The 18838-nt window shown below is 68.3% G+C and carries 14 protein-coding genes and 1 pseudogene; 9 read left to right on the top strand and 6 right to left on the bottom strand.

Annotation, left to right across the window (positions count from 1 at the left end; translation table 11 throughout):
* Positions 1–9: 9 nt before the first annotated feature.
* Positions 10–1092: a phosphotransferase gene (locus ACYVI5_RS11055; RefSeq protein ID WP_460534437.1), complete on the bottom strand. Its 1083-nt coding sequence runs from the start codon at positions 1090–1092 to the stop codon at positions 10–12.
* Positions 1093–1193: 101 nt separating this feature from the next.
* Between ACYVI5_RS11055 and nudC the strand changes: the two genes are divergently transcribed.
* The 4 genes from nudC to ACYVI5_RS11035 all read left to right on the top strand — a co-directional run bounded on the left by nudC (position 1194) and on the right by ACYVI5_RS11035 (position 5860).
* A complete protein-coding gene (nudC, locus tag ACYVI5_RS11050) occupies positions 1194–2147 on the top strand; it encodes an NAD(+) diphosphatase (RefSeq protein ID WP_460580215.1) in 954 nt (317 codons plus the stop codon).
* Complete coding sequence (locus ACYVI5_RS11045; RefSeq protein ID WP_460580214.1) at positions 2144–3940, top strand: ATP-dependent helicase; 1797 nt, start codon at positions 2144–2146, stop codon at positions 3938–3940. Before nudC ends, ACYVI5_RS11045 begins: the two co-directional genes overlap by 4 nt.
* A gap of 865 nt (positions 3941–4805) precedes the next feature.
* Positions 4806–5552: an AAA family ATPase gene (locus ACYVI5_RS11040; protein ID WP_460580213.1), complete on the top strand. Its 747-nt coding sequence runs from the start codon at positions 4806–4808 to the stop codon at positions 5550–5552.
* 137 nt (positions 5553–5689) lie between these two features.
* Complete coding sequence (locus ACYVI5_RS11035; protein ID WP_460580212.1) at positions 5690–5860, top strand: hypothetical protein; 171 nt, start codon at positions 5690–5692, stop codon at positions 5858–5860.
* A gap of 93 nt (positions 5861–5953) precedes the next feature.
* Here ACYVI5_RS11035 and ACYVI5_RS11030 read toward each other — a convergent pair whose 3' ends face one another.
* Positions 5954–7351: an HNH endonuclease signature motif containing protein gene (locus ACYVI5_RS11030; protein WP_460580211.1), complete on the bottom strand. Its 1398-nt coding sequence runs from the start codon at positions 7349–7351 to the stop codon at positions 5954–5956.
* A 158-nt stretch (positions 7352–7509) separates the two neighbouring features.
* On the opposite strand from ACYVI5_RS11030, the gene ACYVI5_RS11025 reads away from it, so the two are divergent.
* Positions 7510–7767 carry a GNAT family N-acetyltransferase gene (locus ACYVI5_RS11025; RefSeq protein ID WP_460580210.1) on the top strand — a complete coding sequence of 86 codons (258 nt, stop codon included), beginning with the start codon at positions 7510–7512 and terminating at the stop codon, positions 7765–7767.
* A 49-nt stretch (positions 7768–7816) separates the two neighbouring features.
* Here ACYVI5_RS11025 and ACYVI5_RS11020 read toward each other — a convergent pair whose 3' ends face one another.
* The gene (locus ACYVI5_RS11020; RefSeq protein ID WP_460580209.1) at positions 7817–9265 is read right to left on the bottom strand and encodes a zinc-dependent metalloprotease; all 1449 of its coding nucleotides are present in this window, start codon (positions 9263–9265) and stop codon (positions 7817–7819) included.
* 139 nt (positions 9266–9404) lie between these two features.
* On the opposite strand from ACYVI5_RS11020, the gene ACYVI5_RS11015 reads away from it, so the two are divergent.
* The 4 genes from ACYVI5_RS11015 to ACYVI5_RS11000 all read left to right on the top strand — a co-directional run bounded on the left by ACYVI5_RS11015 (position 9405) and on the right by ACYVI5_RS11000 (position 15525).
* A complete protein-coding gene (locus tag ACYVI5_RS11015) occupies positions 9405–10568 on the top strand; it encodes a YlbL family protein (RefSeq protein ID WP_460580208.1) in 1164 nt (387 codons plus the stop codon).
* Between the two features lie 167 nt (positions 10569–10735).
* Positions 10736–13690: a UPF0182 family membrane protein gene (locus ACYVI5_RS11010; RefSeq protein WP_460580207.1), complete on the top strand. Its 2955-nt coding sequence runs from the start codon at positions 10736–10738 to the stop codon at positions 13688–13690.
* 11 nt (positions 13691–13701) lie between these two features.
* Positions 13702–14688 carry a D-2-hydroxyacid dehydrogenase family protein gene (locus ACYVI5_RS11005; protein WP_460580206.1) on the top strand — a complete coding sequence of 329 codons (987 nt, stop codon included), beginning with the start codon at positions 13702–13704 and terminating at the stop codon, positions 14686–14688.
* Positions 14689–14742: 54 nt separating this feature from the next.
* Positions 14743–15525 carry an SDR family NAD(P)-dependent oxidoreductase gene (locus tag ACYVI5_RS11000; protein ID WP_460580205.1) on the top strand — a complete coding sequence of 261 codons (783 nt, stop codon included), beginning with the start codon at positions 14743–14745 and terminating at the stop codon, positions 15523–15525.
* Between the two features lie 21 nt (positions 15526–15546).
* Here ACYVI5_RS11000 and ACYVI5_RS10995 read toward each other — a convergent pair whose 3' ends face one another.
* The 3 genes and pseudogenes from ACYVI5_RS10995 to cobA form a co-directional block, all read right to left on the bottom strand.
* Positions 15547–16494: a cytochrome b/b6 domain-containing protein gene (locus ACYVI5_RS10995; protein WP_460580204.1), complete on the bottom strand. Its 948-nt coding sequence runs from the start codon at positions 16492–16494 to the stop codon at positions 15547–15549.
* Between the two features lie 91 nt (positions 16495–16585).
* Entirely contained in the window at positions 16586–18121 is a 1536-nt protein-coding gene (locus tag ACYVI5_RS10990) for a ferredoxin--NADP reductase domain-containing protein (protein WP_460580203.1), read from the bottom strand.
* Positions 18118–18831, bottom strand: a pseudogene (gene cobA / locus ACYVI5_RS10985) (uroporphyrinogen-III C-methyltransferase); the annotation flags it as partial. The gene ACYVI5_RS10990 and the pseudogene cobA, both read right to left, overlap by 4 nt.
* Positions 18832–18838 lie beyond the last annotated feature (7 nt).

The following is an 18838-nucleotide window of genomic DNA, read 5'->3' as shown; positions in this document are numbered from 1 at the left end:
GGAAACCGGTCAGTCGTCGTCGCGTTCGAACTCGTCCTCCGCCGGCGGACGGTCCTCGGCCACCGGCGGGAGGCCCTGGGAAGCGTCGCCGTGGTCGCGATCGAGCGGCGTGGCATCCAGGAGTGCCTCGACGTCCGTTACGGCCATGATCGGGCCGGTGTGCGGCGCCAGCGGGTCGACGTCGTCGTCGTGAACACGCTCGACGAGGCTGTCGAGCATGGCCACGGCGTCGTCCACGATGAGCTGATCGTGCAGCTCGCGGCCGTGCATGAGCCAGCGCGCCAGCTCGAGCTCGGCGTACAGCGTCGCCCGGAAGAGCAGGTTGCGGTCGGATGCTGCGCCGCGCGCCAGCGAGTACGCCTCGATCGCGCTCTCCGCGGCATCCGCGTTCATGCCGAGCACCCAGTGCAGGTCGCGTGCCGGGTCGCCGACGCGCAGCGCAGACCAGCCGATGAGTCCGACCACGGATTCTTCGCGCACGATGAACGAGTCGATCGTGAGCGCCCCGTTGATCACGGTCGGCTGGAACCGCCACAGTTCCTCGTCGTCGACCGCCTCCTTCCAGCGCTTCGACAGCGCCGCAGGCACGAGGCCCGTCGCTCCGGCCGAGGAGATGAGCGTCTTCGTCGCGGCGAGGCACTCGGAGGCAGTGAGCGCGGGCAGCCCGGCCTCGCTCACGAACGATGTCGGCAGCGTGTGAATGGCTGCGACTGCCCGGCCGATCGAGGCGGCGAGGCCGTCGCCGGGCTGCACGTTCTCGAGCGCGACCTTGTCGCCGGGAAGGAACGTGTAGACGACTGCGCGGGTGCCGCCGATCGGGGTCTGGCCGACATATTCCGGTACGTCGAACGGCAGACGTGCGCGCACCCCGGGCGTGAGCGAGTGCAGCGCGACGAGGTCGGCGCTCTGCTCCGTCTCGGCGTCTTGCGATGCCGGAACCCGGATGATCAGCTCGGTGCCGTCGCGGCTGGTGAGCAGCGCTGACTCGAAATCGCCGTGCAGATCGTAGCTGTAGCTGCGGGTACCGGCGATGTCCAGGTCGGGCACGGCCGACGTGGCCAGCGCGGCTAGAGTGAGGTGGGATCTGGCCATACCGTCAAGGTTAGGCGCCCGCTTGCGCACCGAGGCTGTGCGCCACGCGTTGCAGGCCAGGCCAAGCTGCACAGGCCGCGCCGCTTTCGAGGAGATCACCTATGCCCCGCCCGCTCGGTCCGCTGCCGCTGGCACGATCAGCCGTCGACCGCGATGGTGTCAGCCGCACCCGCGACTCCCTGTTCGACGAACTGCTCGCAGACGAATCCACCAGAGTTCTCCCGCTCTGGAACGGCCGGGTGCTGGCGAAGGATGCCGAAGGTCGCGCCCGCCTCACGCTCTTCCGGGCGGACGAGGTGACGTCGGCGCTCACGCGCGTCTACCTCGGCCGCACCCTCGAAGCCGGGCCAGACGAACCTGCTGGAACCCCGGTCATCCTCTCCGTTCTGACGGATGCCGCCGCCCGCGAACTGCAGGCGGACGAGGGCGCGTGGCGCGGTCTGCGCGAACTCGCCACGACCCTGAGCGACCGGGACGCCGGACTGGTCACCGAGTCCGTCGCCGTCGCGAACTGGCACGCATCCCACACGCACTGCCCGCGCTGCGGCACCCCGACCGTCGTGGAGCACGGCGGATGGATGCGCCGGTGCTTCGTCGACAACAACGAGATCTTCCCGCGCACCGACCCAGCCGTGATCATGCGGGTTCTCGACCAGGACGACCGCATCCTGCTCGGCTCGAACGCGTTGTGGGAGAACAACCGGTGGTCGCTGCTGGCCGGATTCGTCGAGGCGGGGGAGTCGTTCGAAGACGCCGTCGTGCGCGAGGTCGGGGAGGAGTCCGGGGTACTGGTGACCGATCCGCAGTACCTGGGATCGCAGCCGTGGCCGTTCCCGGCATCCGTGATGATCGGCATGGAAGCACGCGCGGTGTCCGGTCACACGGAGCTTCGTCCTGATGGCGAGGAGATTCTCGCGTTGCGCTGGTTCAGCCGCGACGACATCTGGCGGCAGCGTGACGACATCCTGCTGCCAGGCGGTTCGTCGATCGCGCACGCCATCGTGCGGGACTGGTACGGAGGGCCCCTGGACCAGCCTCCTGCGGAGACCGTGTGACCGGCTTCGCCCGATCCGATCCGGCACCGCCGGAACCGGGGTCGCCCCAGGCTCTCCTGGACGGGCTCGACGACGCGCAGCGTGTCGTGGCGGAGGCGCTGCTCGGCCCGGTGTGCGTGCTGGCCGGCGCAGGCACCGGAAAGACGCGGGCGATCACGCACCGCATCGCGTACGGCGTGGCGACGGGCGTCTACGCGCCGAACCGGGTCATGGCGCTCACCTTCACGAGCCGGGCGGCGTCCGAGCTGCGCACCAGGTTGCGGGCGCTCGGGGCATCCGGGGTCGCGGCGCGAACGTTCCACGCGACCGCGCTGAGCCAGTTGAACTACTTCTGGCCGATCGTGGTCGGCGGCGGGTTGCCGCGCGTGCTCGACGGCAAGGCGAGGCTGCTCGGGCAGGCGGCGGAACGCATCCGGTTGCGGGTCGACACCGCCACCCTGCGCGACGTGGCCGCGGAGATCGAGTGGCGCAAGGTCAGCGAGCTGAGCATCGACGACTACGCACGGGCGCAGCGGCCCGCGCCCGGGTCGCTCAGGGCCGAACAGGCGATCGACCTGCAGCGCGCGTACGAAGCGCTGAAGGACGAGCGCAGGCAGCTCGACTTCGAAGACGTTCTGCTCGCCTGCGCCGGCATGATCGAGACCGAGCCGTCGGTGGCGATGCACGTGCACGAGCAGTACCGCTTCTTCGTGGTGGACGAGTATCAGGATGTCTCGCCCCTGCAGCAGCGTCTGCTCGACCTGTGGCTCGGTGACCGATCCGACCTGTGCGTGGTCGGCGACGCGAGCCAGACGATCTACTCGTTCGCCGGTGCGTCCAGTTCGTTCCTGCTCGACTTTCCCCGCCGGTATTCGGATGCCACGCTCGTGCGTCTCGAGCAGAACTATCGCTCCAGCGCACCCATTGTGGAGACCGCCAACCGGTTGATGCGCGGCCGGCCAGGCGCGCTGACGTTGCACGCGATTCGACACGACGGTGCGTCCGGCACGGCGGCGGCGGTTTCGACGGTCTCGACCGGCGGTACCTCGGAACCGAAGGATCCGGCGCCGTCGGTTGCAGGCTACGGCACTGACGCCGAGGAGGCCGCAGCGGTCGCCGCAGAGTTGAGTGCGAGCATCCGTGACGGCGCGAAGCCGCAGAACCTCGCCGTTTTGTACCGCGTGAATGCGCAGGCGGCTCCGTTGGAGGCGGCGCTGACCGACGCCGGCGTCGCGTATCAGATGCGCGGTTCGAAGCGGTTCTTCGATCTGCCCGAAGTTCGTCAGGCGGTGATGACGCTGCGTGCCGCGTCGCTCACGGTGTCGGACGAGCCGCTCTTCCAATCCGTGAGCGACGTTCTTCGTTCCCTGGGCTGGACGCTCGAGGCGCCGCAGGCCGCGGGCAGTGTGCGAGATCGCTGGGAGTCACTCAACGCGCTCATGGGTCTCGTCGACGACGCGCCGGCCGGCACCTCGTTCCGGCAGTTCACCGACGACCTGCTCGCCAGACAGGCGGCGCAGCACGAACCGACCATCGCGGCGGTGACGCTGTGCACTCTGCACGCCGCGAAGGGGCTGGAGTGGGACGACGTGCATCTCGTCGGCCTCGGCGACGGGCTTGTGCCGATCGGCTACGCCCGCACTCCGGAGGCGATCGAGGAGGAGCGCAGGCTGCTCTACGTCGGCATCACGCGCGCGAGGCGCCGGCTGACGCTGAGCTGGGCTGCGAACGCTGCCGGCCCACGAGAGCCGTCACGTTTTCTGGCAGAGCTCGGCATCCGCACAGCGGGTGAGGCGAGTGCGACTCCTCGCTGACACGTCCGTCACGGTGCACATGGATGCTCGTGGCCGCGTGAGAGCGGTCGCCCGCCCGTAACCGGGCATCCACCCACCGTGCTGCCAGCGACGCCGCCTGCGCTGACAAGAGAGCCGGCTCGGGAGGGCGCGGGAGCGCATCGAGCTGTACCGCGATGGCCGGCCAAGCCGGATCCAGGTCGCGTCGCTCCAGTGAGAGGCAGCGCAGGCAGGGGCCATGATCGTGCTCGTGGTCATCGATCGGTGGATCGGCGTACGGCGAGTCGACGAAGGGCCCCACCTGGGCCCCGTCGTCCCCGAAAACGATCGGCAGGTGCGGAATGTCGCGCCGCAGCCAGGGGCCGTGCCGCCATGGCGGGATCACGTACGAGCCGACGATGACCGCCGCGGCTACCCCGACCGGCTCGCCACCCGCTCGATCGGCGGGGACGGCCTGGTGTCCCGCCTCTCGCAGCAACCGCAGCAGTCGCTCCGCGGTCGGTCCGGCGCCGTCGATCGCGATGGAGCGCGGTGGGGCAGCGTCCGGGGCTTCCAGAGCGGATGCGACCGAAGCGAGCAGAGCGTCCACCTGCTGGGCGGCATCGGTCCGTGTACCGCGCGTGGCCTCTACCTCGAGCGCCGAGCGTGGAGCTCCCGTGCGCAGCGCTGCGAGCATTCGCTCCGTCTGCGGTGCAACGTTCGCGAACGTGCACACCACGCGATCCACGCCCAACTGCAGCGTGTGCGGGTCGCGCCACACGAGCGGTATCGCGGGATCGAGGCGAAGGATCATGTGCGCCATCATGCCCAGGCTCGAGGCAGCCCCGATTCTGTTCTCCACAGCCTCGGGTGCCGTGTGTCTCCGGTGGCTGCGAGACTGGCTGGCGTGAGCACCCCTGGTTCGTTCTCGCAGTCGCCCGTGGTCGCGATTTCGCGGAGGCCGGATGCCGGCGACCGAGTCGGGGAATGGCCGCTAACCGTGCCCGCTGTCGCGCAACTCCTCGAGAATGGCCTCGAGCCTTCGCCGGGGGTCACGTTTCTCGTGGGCGAGAACGGGTCGGGGAAGTCGACGATCGTGGAGGGTATCGCGCTCGCGTACGGCTTCTCGCTTGAAGGTGGTTCGGCGTACGCCCAGCACAGCACGCGCGCGACCGAGTCGGCGTTGTCGGACTGGTTGCAGCTGCAGCGCGGTATCGGCTCCGGACGTTGGGGGTTCTTCCTTCGCGCGGAGACGATGCACTCGTTCTACACGTATCTCGAACACCACCCGTCGAACTCCCGCCGCGGGCCCGAGCCCGCCTTCCACGAGATGAGTCACGGCGAGTCGTTCCTCGCCATTCTGGAGACGCGTTTCGATTCGCCCGGGTTCTATTGCCTTGACGAGCCGGAGGCCGCCCTGTCGTTCGGGTCGACGCTCACGCTCGTGGCCACGCTGCACCGAATCGCCGACGAGGGTGGTCAGGTGATCTGTGCAACGCATTCGCCGGTGCTGGCAGCGCTGCCTGGTGCACGCATCCTCGAGCTGGGCGAATGGGGCATGCGCGACGTGACCTGGGAAGACCTTGCGCTGGTGCAGCACTGGCGCTCATATCTCGATTCCCCGCAGCGGTACCTGAGGCACTTGCTCGGCTGAATGGCGTTCCCGGCTGCCTAACGCATCGTCGGTATGTAGTGGAATGAGAGCGCGGCATAGAGTGACAGCGTGCCGACGCCGGGCTCCAAGGGCTCTCGCGTGCTGCGCTTGTCGGCCTGCACACTTGGGGGTCCTTAATGACGCGCAAGACGAAGAAGCCCAGTTCCTCATCGTGGTTCTTCATGACGGGGAGCAACTATGCACCGTCTACATGGCAAGGCTGGGTTCTGATCGCGGTAGCCGTCGTTGTCACCGCGGCGGTCGTGGCGGTCATCGTGGCGCTGTCCGGGAGCCAAGTCTTCCACTGAGCGCACTCGCACGCCGGCGCCGGCTACGCCTTCGTCGATCCTCTTGCAACCACGAACACCTTGGCCCCGGGACGGCAATTCAGCTCCGGCTTGTTAGAAGGGTGGTGGGTCGCTGTCGTATCCGGTGGGTGTTCGTACTCGGATGCCGCCGTCGGGTTTGGGGTCCAACCGGATCATGGTCACGGTCTTCAACCGGTGCAGCCTCGGTTTGAACGGTGCCAGGTTGGCCACATCAGTGGGCCCGCCATGTTGTCGTTCGATCACGTGGTCGACCTCGGCACCGGTGGCGACCCCGACCGGCAGGAACGTGGCGGCGTCCTCATCCAGCCCGAACTTCAACGTCAACCAGGTCCGCTGATCCGGGGTCGGACGATACCGCTTCGTGTCCAGGTCCAAGGTCGCCGGCCGGATGGGGGCCGCCAGCACCTTCCGGAACGAGGGCGCGTCCCGTAACGCTTTCGCAGCGGCACTGGGCGGGATCGGCCCATAGCCCAGAAGCTCCGCGAACCGGCCATCCGCGTCGATCAGCACGAACGGTTGCACCCCGGTCTTCACCGGTGCGACACCCGCCCCGCCGGCGTCACCGTCGCCAGTGGTGCCGCCGCGGGTGGTCGTGCCGCCGATGGTGAGGAGTTGCAAGGCCAGGTCGGCCCGTAACTGGTCCAGGGTGCGCTTCTCACCCGGCAAGGCGTGCAGGCGGCGTGCCTCCGCGGTGAGCCGGGCTTCGGCTTGCGCGATCTGAAGCACCGGCCCGCACACGGACAACCAGCCCATCGCATCCTCGGCCGGTTCCACACACACCCGGCGACGCTGCCGAGCCTCCTGGTGGCGTTGCTCCAGGGTGTCCACACACAGGCGCTCCCGCAACAGCCGGGCCCTGCGCCCCAACACTCCCGGCGTCAACCGTTCCGCGACACCGGCGAGGCGTGCGTCGTACGTGCCCAGCACAGCGTCCGGGAGCCCGGTGGAGGCATCCACGACGGCGCGCACATGCTGCACACTGATCCGACCCGAGGTGAACAGGTCACGCAACTTCGGCAAGGAGGCGATGAGGACATCTGCTTCCCACGCCATGTTCCGCACCGTGTTCTCGCTGACATGCAACCGCTGGGCGAGATCGAACGCGACCGACCGGAGAGCGAAGTCCACCTCATCCGCCCGAGGGTCCCGCTCGCACGCACCCACCGGGACGTAGATCCGTGGGTCCTGCCGCGCGATCTGGAACGCTTCCCGGATCGCGAACAACTGCCGCGCCGCCTCAATATTCACCATCGTCTGCGACGCCACAGCATCATCCAACGCGAACCGGATCACCTCCTCACCCGACACCGTTCTCGCCGAGGACACGAACCCTTCCGCCGAGAAGGATGCGCCGGACCAGTACTGGAACAAGGACCGGTCGGAGTCGTCGACGAGCGAGGACTCGTCGATGACATCCACCCACCACAGCTGGCCCTCCAGCTCGGCGTCCGGCACCTCATCCTCGTTCATGTCTTCGACACTAAGCGAGACCACCGACATTCCGAACCGTCCCCTGACCAGGGAATCTGCCTGTGCACAAACCGGAAGGAAAGGCGCTTGTGGACGGAAAGACGGGGGAGGTAACGAACACGAACCCATTCCCATCGAATCGATCGACACGCTGAACGGTGCGGCCAGGCGGGGAGTTCGTCGGGCATGGCTATGGCGTCGATGCCGTCCGAACTCTCACCCGCTACGGATTTCGTGAAATGGGTCTGCACCGCATCGAGATCGGTGTCATGGCCTTCAACACCCGCGCCCGTGCTGCTTACCGCAAATGCGGATACGTCGAGGAGGGTGTCCGGCGGCAAGCCATCTTCCACGATGGCGAGTACCAGGATCAGGCCATCCTGTCGGCACTCGCCCACGAACGGCTCCGCGTCTGACTCGAGCCTCGACTGCGTCCACGGCCGAGCCAGAGTCCGACGGCCGGAATCAGACGGGCTTCGGCCCCTCGCCGGCGTCATCCGGCTTCTCGTCGTCACCACTCGGCGATCCGCCGCCACTCTGCGACCCATCGACGCTCGGCCGTCCGTCGCCCCCGGCGGGCGCCTCGCCCATGTCCACACCGTTCAGCAGCGCCGCAATGGCCTCGTCCATCTCGTCGTACTCCGGCTCCGCGCCGGAAGCGGATGCCGTGAGCCGCGCGACGAGACGGCTCGGGTCGTCGATGTCCTCGGAGCTCGGAAGCAGATCGGGGTGCGACCACAGGCGGTCCCGCTCGTCGTCACCTGCAGCATCCGTCACCTGCGACCACATCGCCGCCGCCTCGCGCAGCCGGCGGGGACGCAACTCGAGCCCGACGAGCGTCGCGAACGCGGACTCCGCCGGACCTCCCGCAGCGCGCCTGCGTCGCACAGTCTCGGCGACGGCGTCGGACTTCGGCAGACGCGATGTGGCACGTGCCGTAACAACGTCGACCCAGCCCTCGATGAGGGCGAGCAGAGTCTCCAGCCGGGCGAGCGCCGCTTCCTGCGCCTCCGTCCTGGGCGGGATCAGGGCACCGCTCACCATCGCCTCGCGCAGCTCCTCCGGGTTGGACGGATCGAAGCCCTCCGCGAGCTCCTGCATGCGGTCGGCGTCGATGGTGACCCCACGGGCGAACTCGGTGATCGCGGTGATCAGCCGCAACCGCAGCCACTTCGCGTGCCGGAACAGCCTGGCATGCGCCAGTTCGCGCACCGCGAGATAGATCGCCACCTGGTCGGTGGGGATGTCGAGCCCCTCGCCGAACGCGGCGACGTTCTGCGGCAGAAGCGCGGCCGTACCGTCGCCCAGCAGCGGGATGCCCACGTCACCCCCGGACACCACCTCGGCAGACAGCTGCCCGACCACCTGGCCGAGCTGCACGGCGAACAGCGTGCCGCCGACGGCACGTACGATGTGGCTCGCGTTCTGCAGCATGCCGCGCATCTCTTCGGGTGCCTGCTCCTGCATGACGGTCGTGAGGGCATCCGAGATGCTCGTCGCCACCGGCTCGGCCAGCTGCGTCCACACCGGCATGGTGTCTTTCACCCACTGCCGGCGACTCATCAGCACCGGTGTGGTCATCAGCTCGGAGATGCTCGTCACCTCGTCGAGCCAGAGCGCCGCGACGGTGAACGCCTGGTCGAGCGACGCGCGATCCGCAGGCGTCGCCTCCACGGCATCCTTCGAGGCGATCGTCGTGCCCTGCTCGAGCGCGATGTTCCAGTCGATACCGTCGGAGGAGGAGCGCAACGCGCCCTGCAGCTGGCTCATCAGCGCCTGGATGCTTGCAGCATCGCCAGGCAGTCCCGCCGCGCCGGCGAGCTGGCTGGGATCGAACGACGCGTTTCCCGACAGGAACTGCCGCAGCATGTCGCGCAGCTCGTCGTCGGGGTCGTTCCGGTCGTCATCGGACATGCGATGCCTCTTCCCGTCGTCGCCGTGTGTTGCGAATCACCGTCTGAAACAACGCTAGACCGCTGCACAGCAGCCGCAGGTGGGAAATCGCCTACGCTGGGCTGGTCCGCCGTCCGCCCGTCGCGAACAGGAGCCATCCGTGTCGCTGTTCTCCGATGACGCGCAGGCGGAAAGCACCGGAGAGGCAGCGGATGCCGGCGACGAGGCATCCGGCGACGCTCGCGTTTCCCGCTCACGCCGAATCGGCGCCGCGCTCGTGGTCGTGGCGTTCGTGCTGCTTCTCGTGATGGCGCTCTCACCAGCGCCGTACGTGATCGAAGCGCCCGGGCCGGTATTCAACACGCTCGGCGACGACCATCCGGTCGGGCAGACGCCGTCGAACGCTGACGCGAAGAAGCCGCTCATCGTGGTGGACGGGCACAAGACCTACCCGACGAAGGGGTCGCTCGACCTGCTCACGGTCTCCGAGATCGGCGCGCCGGGCCAGCTGCCCAACTGGGGCGAGGTCATCCAGGCGTGGCTCTCGCCGTCACGCGCCGTGATTCCGGTCGGCATCGCGTTCCCGCCCGGCCAGAACGTGCAGCAGCAGAACGCCGAGAACGCGCAGCTGATGACGGACTCGCAGAAGGATGCCGTCGCCGCTGCCCTGAACGAGCTCGGCTACCACTTTTCCCAGCGCATCATGGTGAAACAGGTGGCGAACGGCCCGGCGAAGGGGGTCATCGACGTCGGCGACGAGATCACCGCCGTCAACGGGGCCACAGTGAAAGGCGTGCAGTCGCTGCGCGACCAGCTGGCGAAGAACGGGGCCGGAACGCCGGCGACCATCACGATCGTGCGGGACGGCAAGAAGCAGAACGTCACGGTGACGCCGGAGAAGACCGCCGGCTCCGTCGTGATCGGCATCGGCGCGACCATGGATTACACCTTCCCGTTCGACGTCACGATCCAGCTGAACAACGTCGGCGGACCGAGCGCCGGCCAGATGTTCGCGCTCGGCATCATGGACAAGCTCACACCCGGCTCGCTCAACGGCGGAGCTCACGTCGCCGGCACGGGCACGATCGACAACGAGGGCAACGTAGGGCCGATCGGCGGCATTCGGCAGAAGATGTTCGGCGCCCGCTCGGCGGGGGCGACCGTGTTCCTCGCACCGGCTTCCAACTGCGACGAGGTGACCGGGCACATCCCGGCCGGCCTGCACGTCTACGCGGTCAAGACCCTGAACGACTCGCTCAAGGTGCTGGATGCCGTGCGTACGGGCTCGAGCACCGCGCACCTTCCCACCTGCAAGGCGTCATAGGGGTCGCACCGCGCATCCAGCGCGTTCCCAGGTCACATCCGACCGGCGCGCGGGATGCCCACCCTAGGATGGGTGTTTCAGGGCGCGCGAGCGGGCACACGGCACGCGCATCCTGACGCCCGACAGCGAACCGTGAGGCTCGCGCGCCCCCACCAAGAGGATCATTCGTGACATCCGCAGCAGTAGGCCGCCCCGGTCGACGTCGCCGAGCGGCGATCTGGATCACGCTCGGTATCGTCGCCGTGCTCGTCATCGCGTTCTTCATCTTCACGAGCCTGTACACGGACGTGCTGTGGTTCCAGCAGCTCGGCTACCTCGAGGTGCTCACCACGCAGTGGTTCGCGGGGTGGGCGATGTTCTTCGTCGGCTTCTTCGCCATGGCGATCCCGCTCTGGCTGTGCATGTTCCTCGCCTACCGCCTGCGTCCCGTGTACGCGAAGCTCGACTCCGGCGTCGGGCGCTACCAGCAGGTCGTGGAGCCTCTCCGTCGGGTGGCGACCTACGGCATCCCGATCATCTTCGGCCTCTTCGCCGGAGCAGCCGCCTCGAGCAGATGGCAGACCGCCGCCCTGTGGCTGAACGGCGTGTCTACGGGCAAAACCGACCCGCAGTTCCATCTCGACGTGTCGTTCTACATGTTCGCGCTGCCGTTCTACCGCAGCGTGCTCGCGTACATGTCGGCCGTCACGATCATCGTGCTGCTGGCGACGATCGCCACCTGCTACCTCTACGGCTCGGTTCGGGTGAACGGCCGCGAGGTGCGCATCTCCCGGGCCGCGAGAGTACAGATCGCCGTGATCGCCGCCTTCTACCTGCTGCTGCAGGCAGTCAGCATCTGGCTCGACCGGTACGCCTCGCTCACGGACTCCACCGTCGGCGGCCGGGTCAACGGCGCCGCGTACACGGACGTGACGGCCACGATTCCCGGCCGGGCCATCCTCGCCGGCATCGCCGCGCTCGTGGCCCTGCTCTTCGTGCTGACCGCGTTCATCGGCAGGTGGCGCTACCCGCTGGTCGGCACGGCGCTGCTCATCGTCTCGGCCATCATCGTCGGGGTCATCTATCCGTGGGGTGTGCAGAAGCTCATCGTCGCGCCGAGCGAGAAGACGATCGAGTCCACGTACATCGCCAGATCGATCAAGTCGACGCAGCAGGCGTTCGGCGTCGACAACGTGAAGGTGAGCACGTACGACGCGAAGACGGATGCCAAGCAGGGCGCGCTGCGCAAGGATGCCGACACCACGGCGAGCATCCGCATCCTCGACCCGTCCGTCGTGTCGGGGGCGTTCGCCCAGTTGCAGCAGTTCCGGCAGTACTACGGGTTCAGTCAGGACCTCGACGTGGATCGCTACACGATCGACGGCAAGGAGCAGGACAGCGTGGTGGCGGTGCGCGAGCTGCACCAGTCCGGCCTGGGCGACTCCGGCAAGTACAACGACACCTTCGTGTACACGCACGGCTATGGCCTCGTCGCCGCGTACGGCAACAAGCGGCAAGCCGACGGACAGCCGGACTTCTTCGAATCCGGCATTCCGACCTCAGGCGCGCTCGGCGAATACCAGCCGCGGGTGTACTTCGGCGAGGACTCGCCGCGGTACTCGATCGTGGGTGCCCCGAAGGGCTCGAAACCGGTCGAGCTGGACTACCCGGCCGGCTCGGGCAGCGAGCAGGCGACGTACACCACGTACTCCGGCAACGGCGGCCCGAAGCTCGACAACCTCTTCACGCGTCTCGCCTACGCGATCAAGTTCCAGGATGAGCAGATCGTGCTGTCGGATGCCGTCAACAACGACTCGCAGATCCTCTACAACCGAGACCCGCTCTCGCGCGTGCGACAGGTGGCGCCGTATCTCACGTTGGACAGCGACCCGTACCCTTCGGTGGTGAACGGCCGCATCGTATGGATCATCGACGGATACACGACCAGCGACCAGTACCCGTACTCTCAGGAGGTCTCGTACGGCGACGCCATCTCCGACTCGCAGAACTCCTCGACCGCCGGGTTCGGCATGGACAACGTGAACTACATCCGCAACTCGGTGAAGGCCACGGTCGACGCGTATTCGGGCAAGGTGACGCTGTACGCGTGGGACGCCTCGGACCCCGTGCTGAAGACGTGGGAGAAGATCTTCCCCGGCACGGTGAAGCCGCTCAGCGACATGAGCGGTGCTCTGATGAGCCACGTGCGCTACCCGGCCGACCTGTTCAAGGTGCAGCGCGAGATCCTCGCTCAGTACCACGTGACCGATCCCGGGTCGTTCTTCTCGCGCACCGACGCGTGGCAGGTTCCCGACGATCCCTCGAGCTCGGATGCCACGTCGCTGCAGCCGCCGTACTACCTGACGATGCAGATGCCCGGCCAGAAGTCGCCGCAGTTCTCGCTCTACACCACCTACATTCCGCAGTCGACGAGCGCATCGAACCGCAGCATCCTCAAGGGATACCTGGCGGTCGACTCGAACGCCGGGAACAAGCCGGGCACGAAGGCATCCGACTACGGAACGCTGCGACTACTGCGTCTGCCGTCGCAGGACACGATCCCCGGGCCGGGCCAGGTGCAGAACAATTTCGACTCCGATCCGGGAGTGTCCACGGCGTTGAACCTGCTGAGACAGGGGTCGACGAAGGTGATCAACGGCAACCTGCTGACGTTGCCCGTCGGCGGCGGCCTTCTCTATGTCGAACCGGTGTACGTGCAGTCCAGCGGTTCCACGAGCTACCCGCTTCTGCAGAAGGTGCTGGTCTCGTTCGGTGACAAGATCGCGTTCGAGAACACCCTCGACGGCGCGCTCGACGTGCTGTTCGGAGGCGACTCCGGTGCGACGGCCGGCGACACAGGGGCGGGCTCCACGAGCGAGCCGACGACCAGCCCGTCCACCGGCACGGGCGGTTCCGGCGCATCGTCGCAGAACGCCTCAGAGGAGCAGAAGCTACAGGCTGCGCTGACCGACGCGAAGCAGGCACTCGCCGACCGTGACGCCGCGCTCAAGGCGGGCGACTGGACAACATATGGCGCACAGGATGCCCGGCTGCAGAAAGACCTCGCCGACGCGCTCGCCGCACAACAGGCGCTCTCCGGCTCGGGTTCGTCGGGTTCGAGTTCGTCGTCCGGCTCGAAGTAGCGAGACTCGGCGTGGGCGGAGGGGTGTCGTCGGCGGGCAAACGTCGCGTTCTGACGATCCTCGACGACTACCAGGGGATCGCGCTGCGCTCCGCGGACTGGTCATCGCTCCTCGACGTGTTCGACATCGACGTCGTGGAGCGGCATCTCGAGGGGGCAGAGCTGCTGGAGCGCATCCGCTCCAGCGAGGCGATCGTGGCCATGCGAGAACGCACCGCGTTCCCGGCCGAGGTGCTGGAGAGTTTGCCGTCGTTGCGGCTTCTCATCACGACGGGCATGCGCAACGCGTCGATCGATCTGGATGCCGCGAGCCGGGCGGGCATCGTCGTGTGCGGCACGGGGTCGGCGGGCAACGGCGTCGCAGAGCTGACGATCGGCATGATGATCGCATTGATGCGGCACTTCGTGGAGGAGGACGCCGCCGTCCGCTCGGGCGGATGGCAGCACACGATCGGGCCAGGGCTCGCCGGGCGCACGCTGGGTGTGCTCGGGCTCGGACGTCTCGGCGTCCCGGTCGCGCGGCTGGCACAGGCGTTCGGCATGCGTGTGATCGCGTGGAGCCGTTCGCTGACGCAGGGTCGTGCCGCAGAGCACGGTGTGACGGCTGTGACACGCGACGAACTGTTCTCGGTGCCGGACATCCTGACGATCCATCTGCCGCTCACACCGGGAACGCGTGGTCTCGTCGGTGCAGCAGAGCTCGCACTGATGCGTGAGGACGCCTACCTGATCAACACCTCCCGCGGCCCCATCGTCGATGAGGCGGCGCTGCTGGATGCCCTGCGCAACGGCAGCATCGCGGGCGCGGCGCTCGACGTGTACGACCGCGAGCCGATGCCGGCCGACCACCCGTTGCGTTCCGCGCCGAATACGCTGCTGCTCCCACACATCGGCTACGTCTCCACCGACAACTACCGGGCGTTCTACGGCGACGCCGTCGACGACGTTCTGGCGTACCTCGGCGGCACGCCGGTGCGGGTGCTGACGGCCCAGGCCTAGCCGAGCGCACCGCAAGCCAGCACGAGATTCGGAAGACGGCCTAGCGTGGCTGACATGACCGAACCCCTCATCCCAGACTCGCCGTTCGACCTTTCCGGCAGCACCGTGCTCGTCACGGGCGCCCGGCGCGGACTCGGCCGCGCCATCGCCCTCGAGTTCGCCCGCTCAGGCGCCGACGTCGCCATCGGACTGCGCGACGAGACGGACGACGCAGGACTGGCATCCGAGATCGAGGCTCTCGGTCGTCGCGCACTGCCGGTGCGCATGGATGTCACTGACCTCGACGCAGCCAGGACGGCCATCGACCGCACGGTCGACGAGTTCGGCCGGCTTCACACCCTGGTCAACAACGCCGGCGGTGGAATCGTGGCACCGGCCATCGACGTGACGGAGCAGGACTTCGACGGGGTGTGGGCGCTCAACACGAAGTCGACGTACTTCCTGTCGCAGCACGCCGCCCGGCACATGCGAAACGCGGGCGGCGGTGCGATCGTGAACATTGCCTCCCAGGCCGGGCTCGTGGCACTGCCAGGGGAGTCGTCGTACTGCATCGCGAAGGCGGCCGTCGTGCACATGACGCGATGCCACGCGGTCGAGTGGGGCGAATACGGCATCCGGGTGAACGCGCTCGCCCCGACCTTCATCGAGACCGACGGCACCGAGGCGGCACTCTCCGACCCTGCGTTCCGAGCGGACACGGTGGAGCGCATCGCCGGCCTCCATCGCATCGGCACCCCGCGCGAAGTGTCCGGTGCGGCCGTGTTTCTCGCCTCACCGGCCGCATCGCTGATCACGGGTCAGACGCTCGCCGTAGACGGCGGGTGGACCGCACGCTGAGCCCGGGGCCGAGGCGAGTGCTCAGCGCCGCTTGACGCTGCCGGTCAGCTCGGCGACGGCATCCAGTCGCGGCGGACGCAGCACGGCCCACGCGACGGCGATCACGATGAGCGAGACGACGAACACGACGAGGCCGACCCAGGTGTCGTCATCTCGCAGCCCGTACAGGTGGTTGAGGTTGCGCAGCGGCTCGGTGAGCAGAACGAGCGCAACGTGCACCACGGTGAACGCCACGAACCAGATCATCGTCGCGAAATGGATGACCCGGGCCACCGGCAGCGGGAACCGCTTGTCGAACCGCCGCCACCGAACGGAGAGGCCCGGTGCGAGACGGATGCCCGTGAGCACCGCGAGCGGCGCCGCGAGGAACACGGTGACGAAGTAGGTCAGCAGCTGCAGTGCGTTGTAATTCACCCAGCCGTCGGTGTGCGGCCAGTGGAACGAGACGTACTGCAGCGCGGCGGAGACGGCGTTCGGGATCGCATCCCACCTGGTCGGAACGATGCGCACCCACTGCCCCGTGCTGAACAGCAGCACGACGAACAGCAGACCGGTGAGCACCCAGAGGGCGTCCACAGTGAGGTGCCACCACGACGTGAGCGTGATGCGCACCGGCGGGTTGGGCGTGCGGACGAGGCGGTCGTTGTCGCGGATCCAGAACTCGCGCGGCCGGGTGCCTGAGCGCCGGGTGCGCCGCACGGTCCAGCCGGAGAGCACGATGAACAGCAGGAACGCGCCGCTCAGGAAGTGCAGGACCGCCAGCCACAGCGGAAAGCCGACAGGCGCCCACGACGGCAACTCGCTCTGCCCGGGGTACGTACGGATGAAGTCGGCGACGGCCGGAAGCGCCACGAACCAGCGTGCGACGAGCACCACGACCACGGCGCCCACGACGACGAGCGGGATGATCCACGTGAGCGGACGCCACCTGCTGCGCGTTCCGACCGCGGCCTGCTCCTGCGTTGTCATCGGGGTTCACCGTAACTCATGCGAGTGGGAGGCTGCGCCGCGCGGACGTGGCGCGGCCGGCTCACCCGGTGGACTGGTCGTCGGGGCCGGCTCACCCGACCGACACCGCGGCGTTCGAGACGGCGACCTGCTCGTCGCGTGAGACGACCTTGACCCGCTCGCGCTCCACGGGTGACGTGTCGGCCGCGCCGAGTGCGCGCTCGTGGGCATCGAGGGCCAGCCAGCCCTGCCACGTCGTGTACTGGATGCCACGCCCCTCCAGCAGCGCGAGCACGGCGTCCGGGTCGGGCTCGGCTGCCCGGGGCAGATCGTCGAAGTCGCTGACCAGGTGTTCGATCGTCTCCATTGCGTCGCCTTTGGTGTGGCCGATCAGGCCGACCGGGCCGCGCTTGATCCAGCCGGTCGTGTACAGGCCGGGAATCGGGACGCCGTCCTCGCCCAGAACCCGTCCCTCCTCGTTGCGCACGACCCCGTGCTCGACGTCGAACGGCACGTCGGGCACCGGCGACCCGACGTAGCCGACCGCGCGGTAGAGCGCCTGCACGGAGTGGTCGCGGAACTCGCCCGTGCCGACGGCCGCGCCGCCGCGCAGAACCGTGCGCTCGAACCGCACGCCCTCGACCCCATCCGTGCCGAGCACCTGCACCGGCCGGTGCCAGAAGTGCAGGTGCAGCCTGCGCGCGGCATCCGTTCGCGCACGCTCGAGCCAGCCGCGCATGGTGCGCGTCATCACCTTGACCTGGTTCGTGCCCGCCGCCGCGACGACCTCGTCGATGCCCGCGGCGTCGGCGAAGTCCTCCTCGTACACGATCGTGTCGACGCCCGGGATCTCGCCGAGCTCGCGCAGCTCGATGGGCGTGAACCGTACGTGCGCAGGGCCGCGCCGGCCGAACACGTGCACGTCGGTCACGGGCGACGCGGCCAGACCGGCGTACACGTTGGCCGGGATGTCGGTGCGCAGCATGTCCTGTGGCAGCTTCGCGAGCACGCGTGCAACGTCGAGCGCCACATTGCCGTTGCCGATGACAGCGATCTCGCGGGCGTTCAAGGGCCACTCGCGCGGCACATCCGGATGCCCGTCGTACCAGCTCACGACATCCGCCGCACCGAACGATCCGGGCAGGTCGATGTCCGGGATGTCGAGCTCGGCATCGCGGGACGCCCCGGTCGCGATGATGACCGCGTCGTACAGCCGGCGTGCGTCGGCCAGAGTGAGGTCGCGACCGAACGTGACGTTGCCGAGCAGCCTGATGCTGCCGCCGTCGAGCATCTCGTGCAGGGAGTTCACGATGCCCTTGATGCGCGGGTGATCGGGGGCGACGCCGTAGCGGATCAGACCATATGGCGCCGGCAGCGCCTCGAACAGGTCGATCGAGACGTCCAGTCCGGTTCGGCTCAGGATGTCGCCGGCGTAGATGCCGGCCGGTCCGGCGCCGACGATCGCGACGCGTAAGAGGTTGCGCCGAGGGGTGGTGCCGTAGCGAGGATGTGCTGTCGCCGTCTCGTGCAAGGCGGAGGAGGAGTGCCTCACTGGTGGTGAGGCCGACGACGACAACGCAGCAGGAGACGGCGACAGCACACCGCAGTAGGCGCCACCCGTCGGCGGAATCTCTTGGTGCCGGGTCATTGCTGTTGGTTCCTCTCGTACAGGTTCACGACGTCGCCCACCACGGTGACGGCGGGCGGACGGATGTCTGCGATCGCAGCGATCGCCGCGATGGTGCCGAGCGTGCCGGTCGTCACGCGCTGCCGCGGTCCGAAGCCGTCTTCGATCACGGCGACCGGGGTTTCGGGGCGTCGGCCGGCTCGCACCAGGGCGGCCGCGCTTGCGGCGAGACCGCCTACGCCCATCAGCAGCACGACGGTGTGGTTCGATCCGCGGGGGATGTCGGCGATGTCCTCGTGTCCGGTGAGCACCGTGAAGCCGTTCGCGATACCGCGCGCCGTCACGGGAATGCCGACGGCTGCCGGCACGGCGATCGCGCTGGAGACTCCGGGTACGACCTCGACGGGCACCCCGGCCGTGCGGCACGCGGCGACCTCTTCCGGACCTCTGCCGAACACGAACGGGTCGCCGCCCTTCAACCGCACGACGGCCCGGCCGGCGAGGGCGTGCTCGACGATGATGCGGTCGATCTCGTGCTGCGGCACCGGATGATGGCCTGGGTGCTTGCCCACGTCGATCACGAGCACGTCGTCAGCGAGCTCGCCGAGCAGAGAGCGGGGGCCGAGCCGGTCGGCGACGACGACGTCGGCGGCGTGCAGCAGCTCGAGCCCGCGTACGGTGATCAGTCCCGCGTCGCCGGGGCCGCCGCCGATCAGCGCGACACTGCCGATCTCCGCG

The organism is Humibacter ginsengisoli (assembly GCF_054780095.1).
The sequence above is the reverse complement of the archived record's forward strand: the minus strand, read 5'-3'. Positions and strand labels throughout refer to the sequence as shown.

Bases quoted from the DNA above. Each gene is read 5' to 3' on its own strand.
- nudC (WP_460580215.1), top strand. From the start codon at position 1,194: ATGCCCCGCCCGCTCGGTCCGCTGCCGCTGGCACGATCAGCCGTCGAC.
- ACYVI5_RS11030 (WP_460580211.1), bottom strand. From the start codon at position 7,351: ATGAACGAGGATGAGGTGCCGGACGCCGAGCTGGAGGGCCAGCTGTGG.
- ACYVI5_RS11055 (WP_460534437.1), bottom strand. From the start codon at position 1,092: ATGGCCAGATCCCACCTCACTCTAGCCGCGCTGGCCACGTCGGCCGTG.
- ACYVI5_RS11035 (WP_460580212.1), top strand. From the start codon at position 5,690: ATGACGCGCAAGACGAAGAAGCCCAGTTCCTCATCGTGGTTCTTCATG.
- ACYVI5_RS10990 (WP_460580203.1), bottom strand. From the start codon at position 18,121: ATGACCCGGCACCAAGAGATTCCGCCGACGGGTGGCGCCTACTGCGGT.
- ACYVI5_RS10995 (WP_460580204.1), bottom strand. From the start codon at position 16,494: ATGACAACGCAGGAGCAGGCCGCGGTCGGAACGCGCAGCAGGTGGCGT.
- ACYVI5_RS11020 (WP_460580209.1), bottom strand. From the start codon at position 9,265: ATGTCCGATGACGACCGGAACGACCCCGACGACGAGCTGCGCGACATG.
- ACYVI5_RS11000 (WP_460580205.1), top strand. From the start codon at position 14,743: ATGACCGAACCCCTCATCCCAGACTCGCCGTTCGACCTTTCCGGCAGC.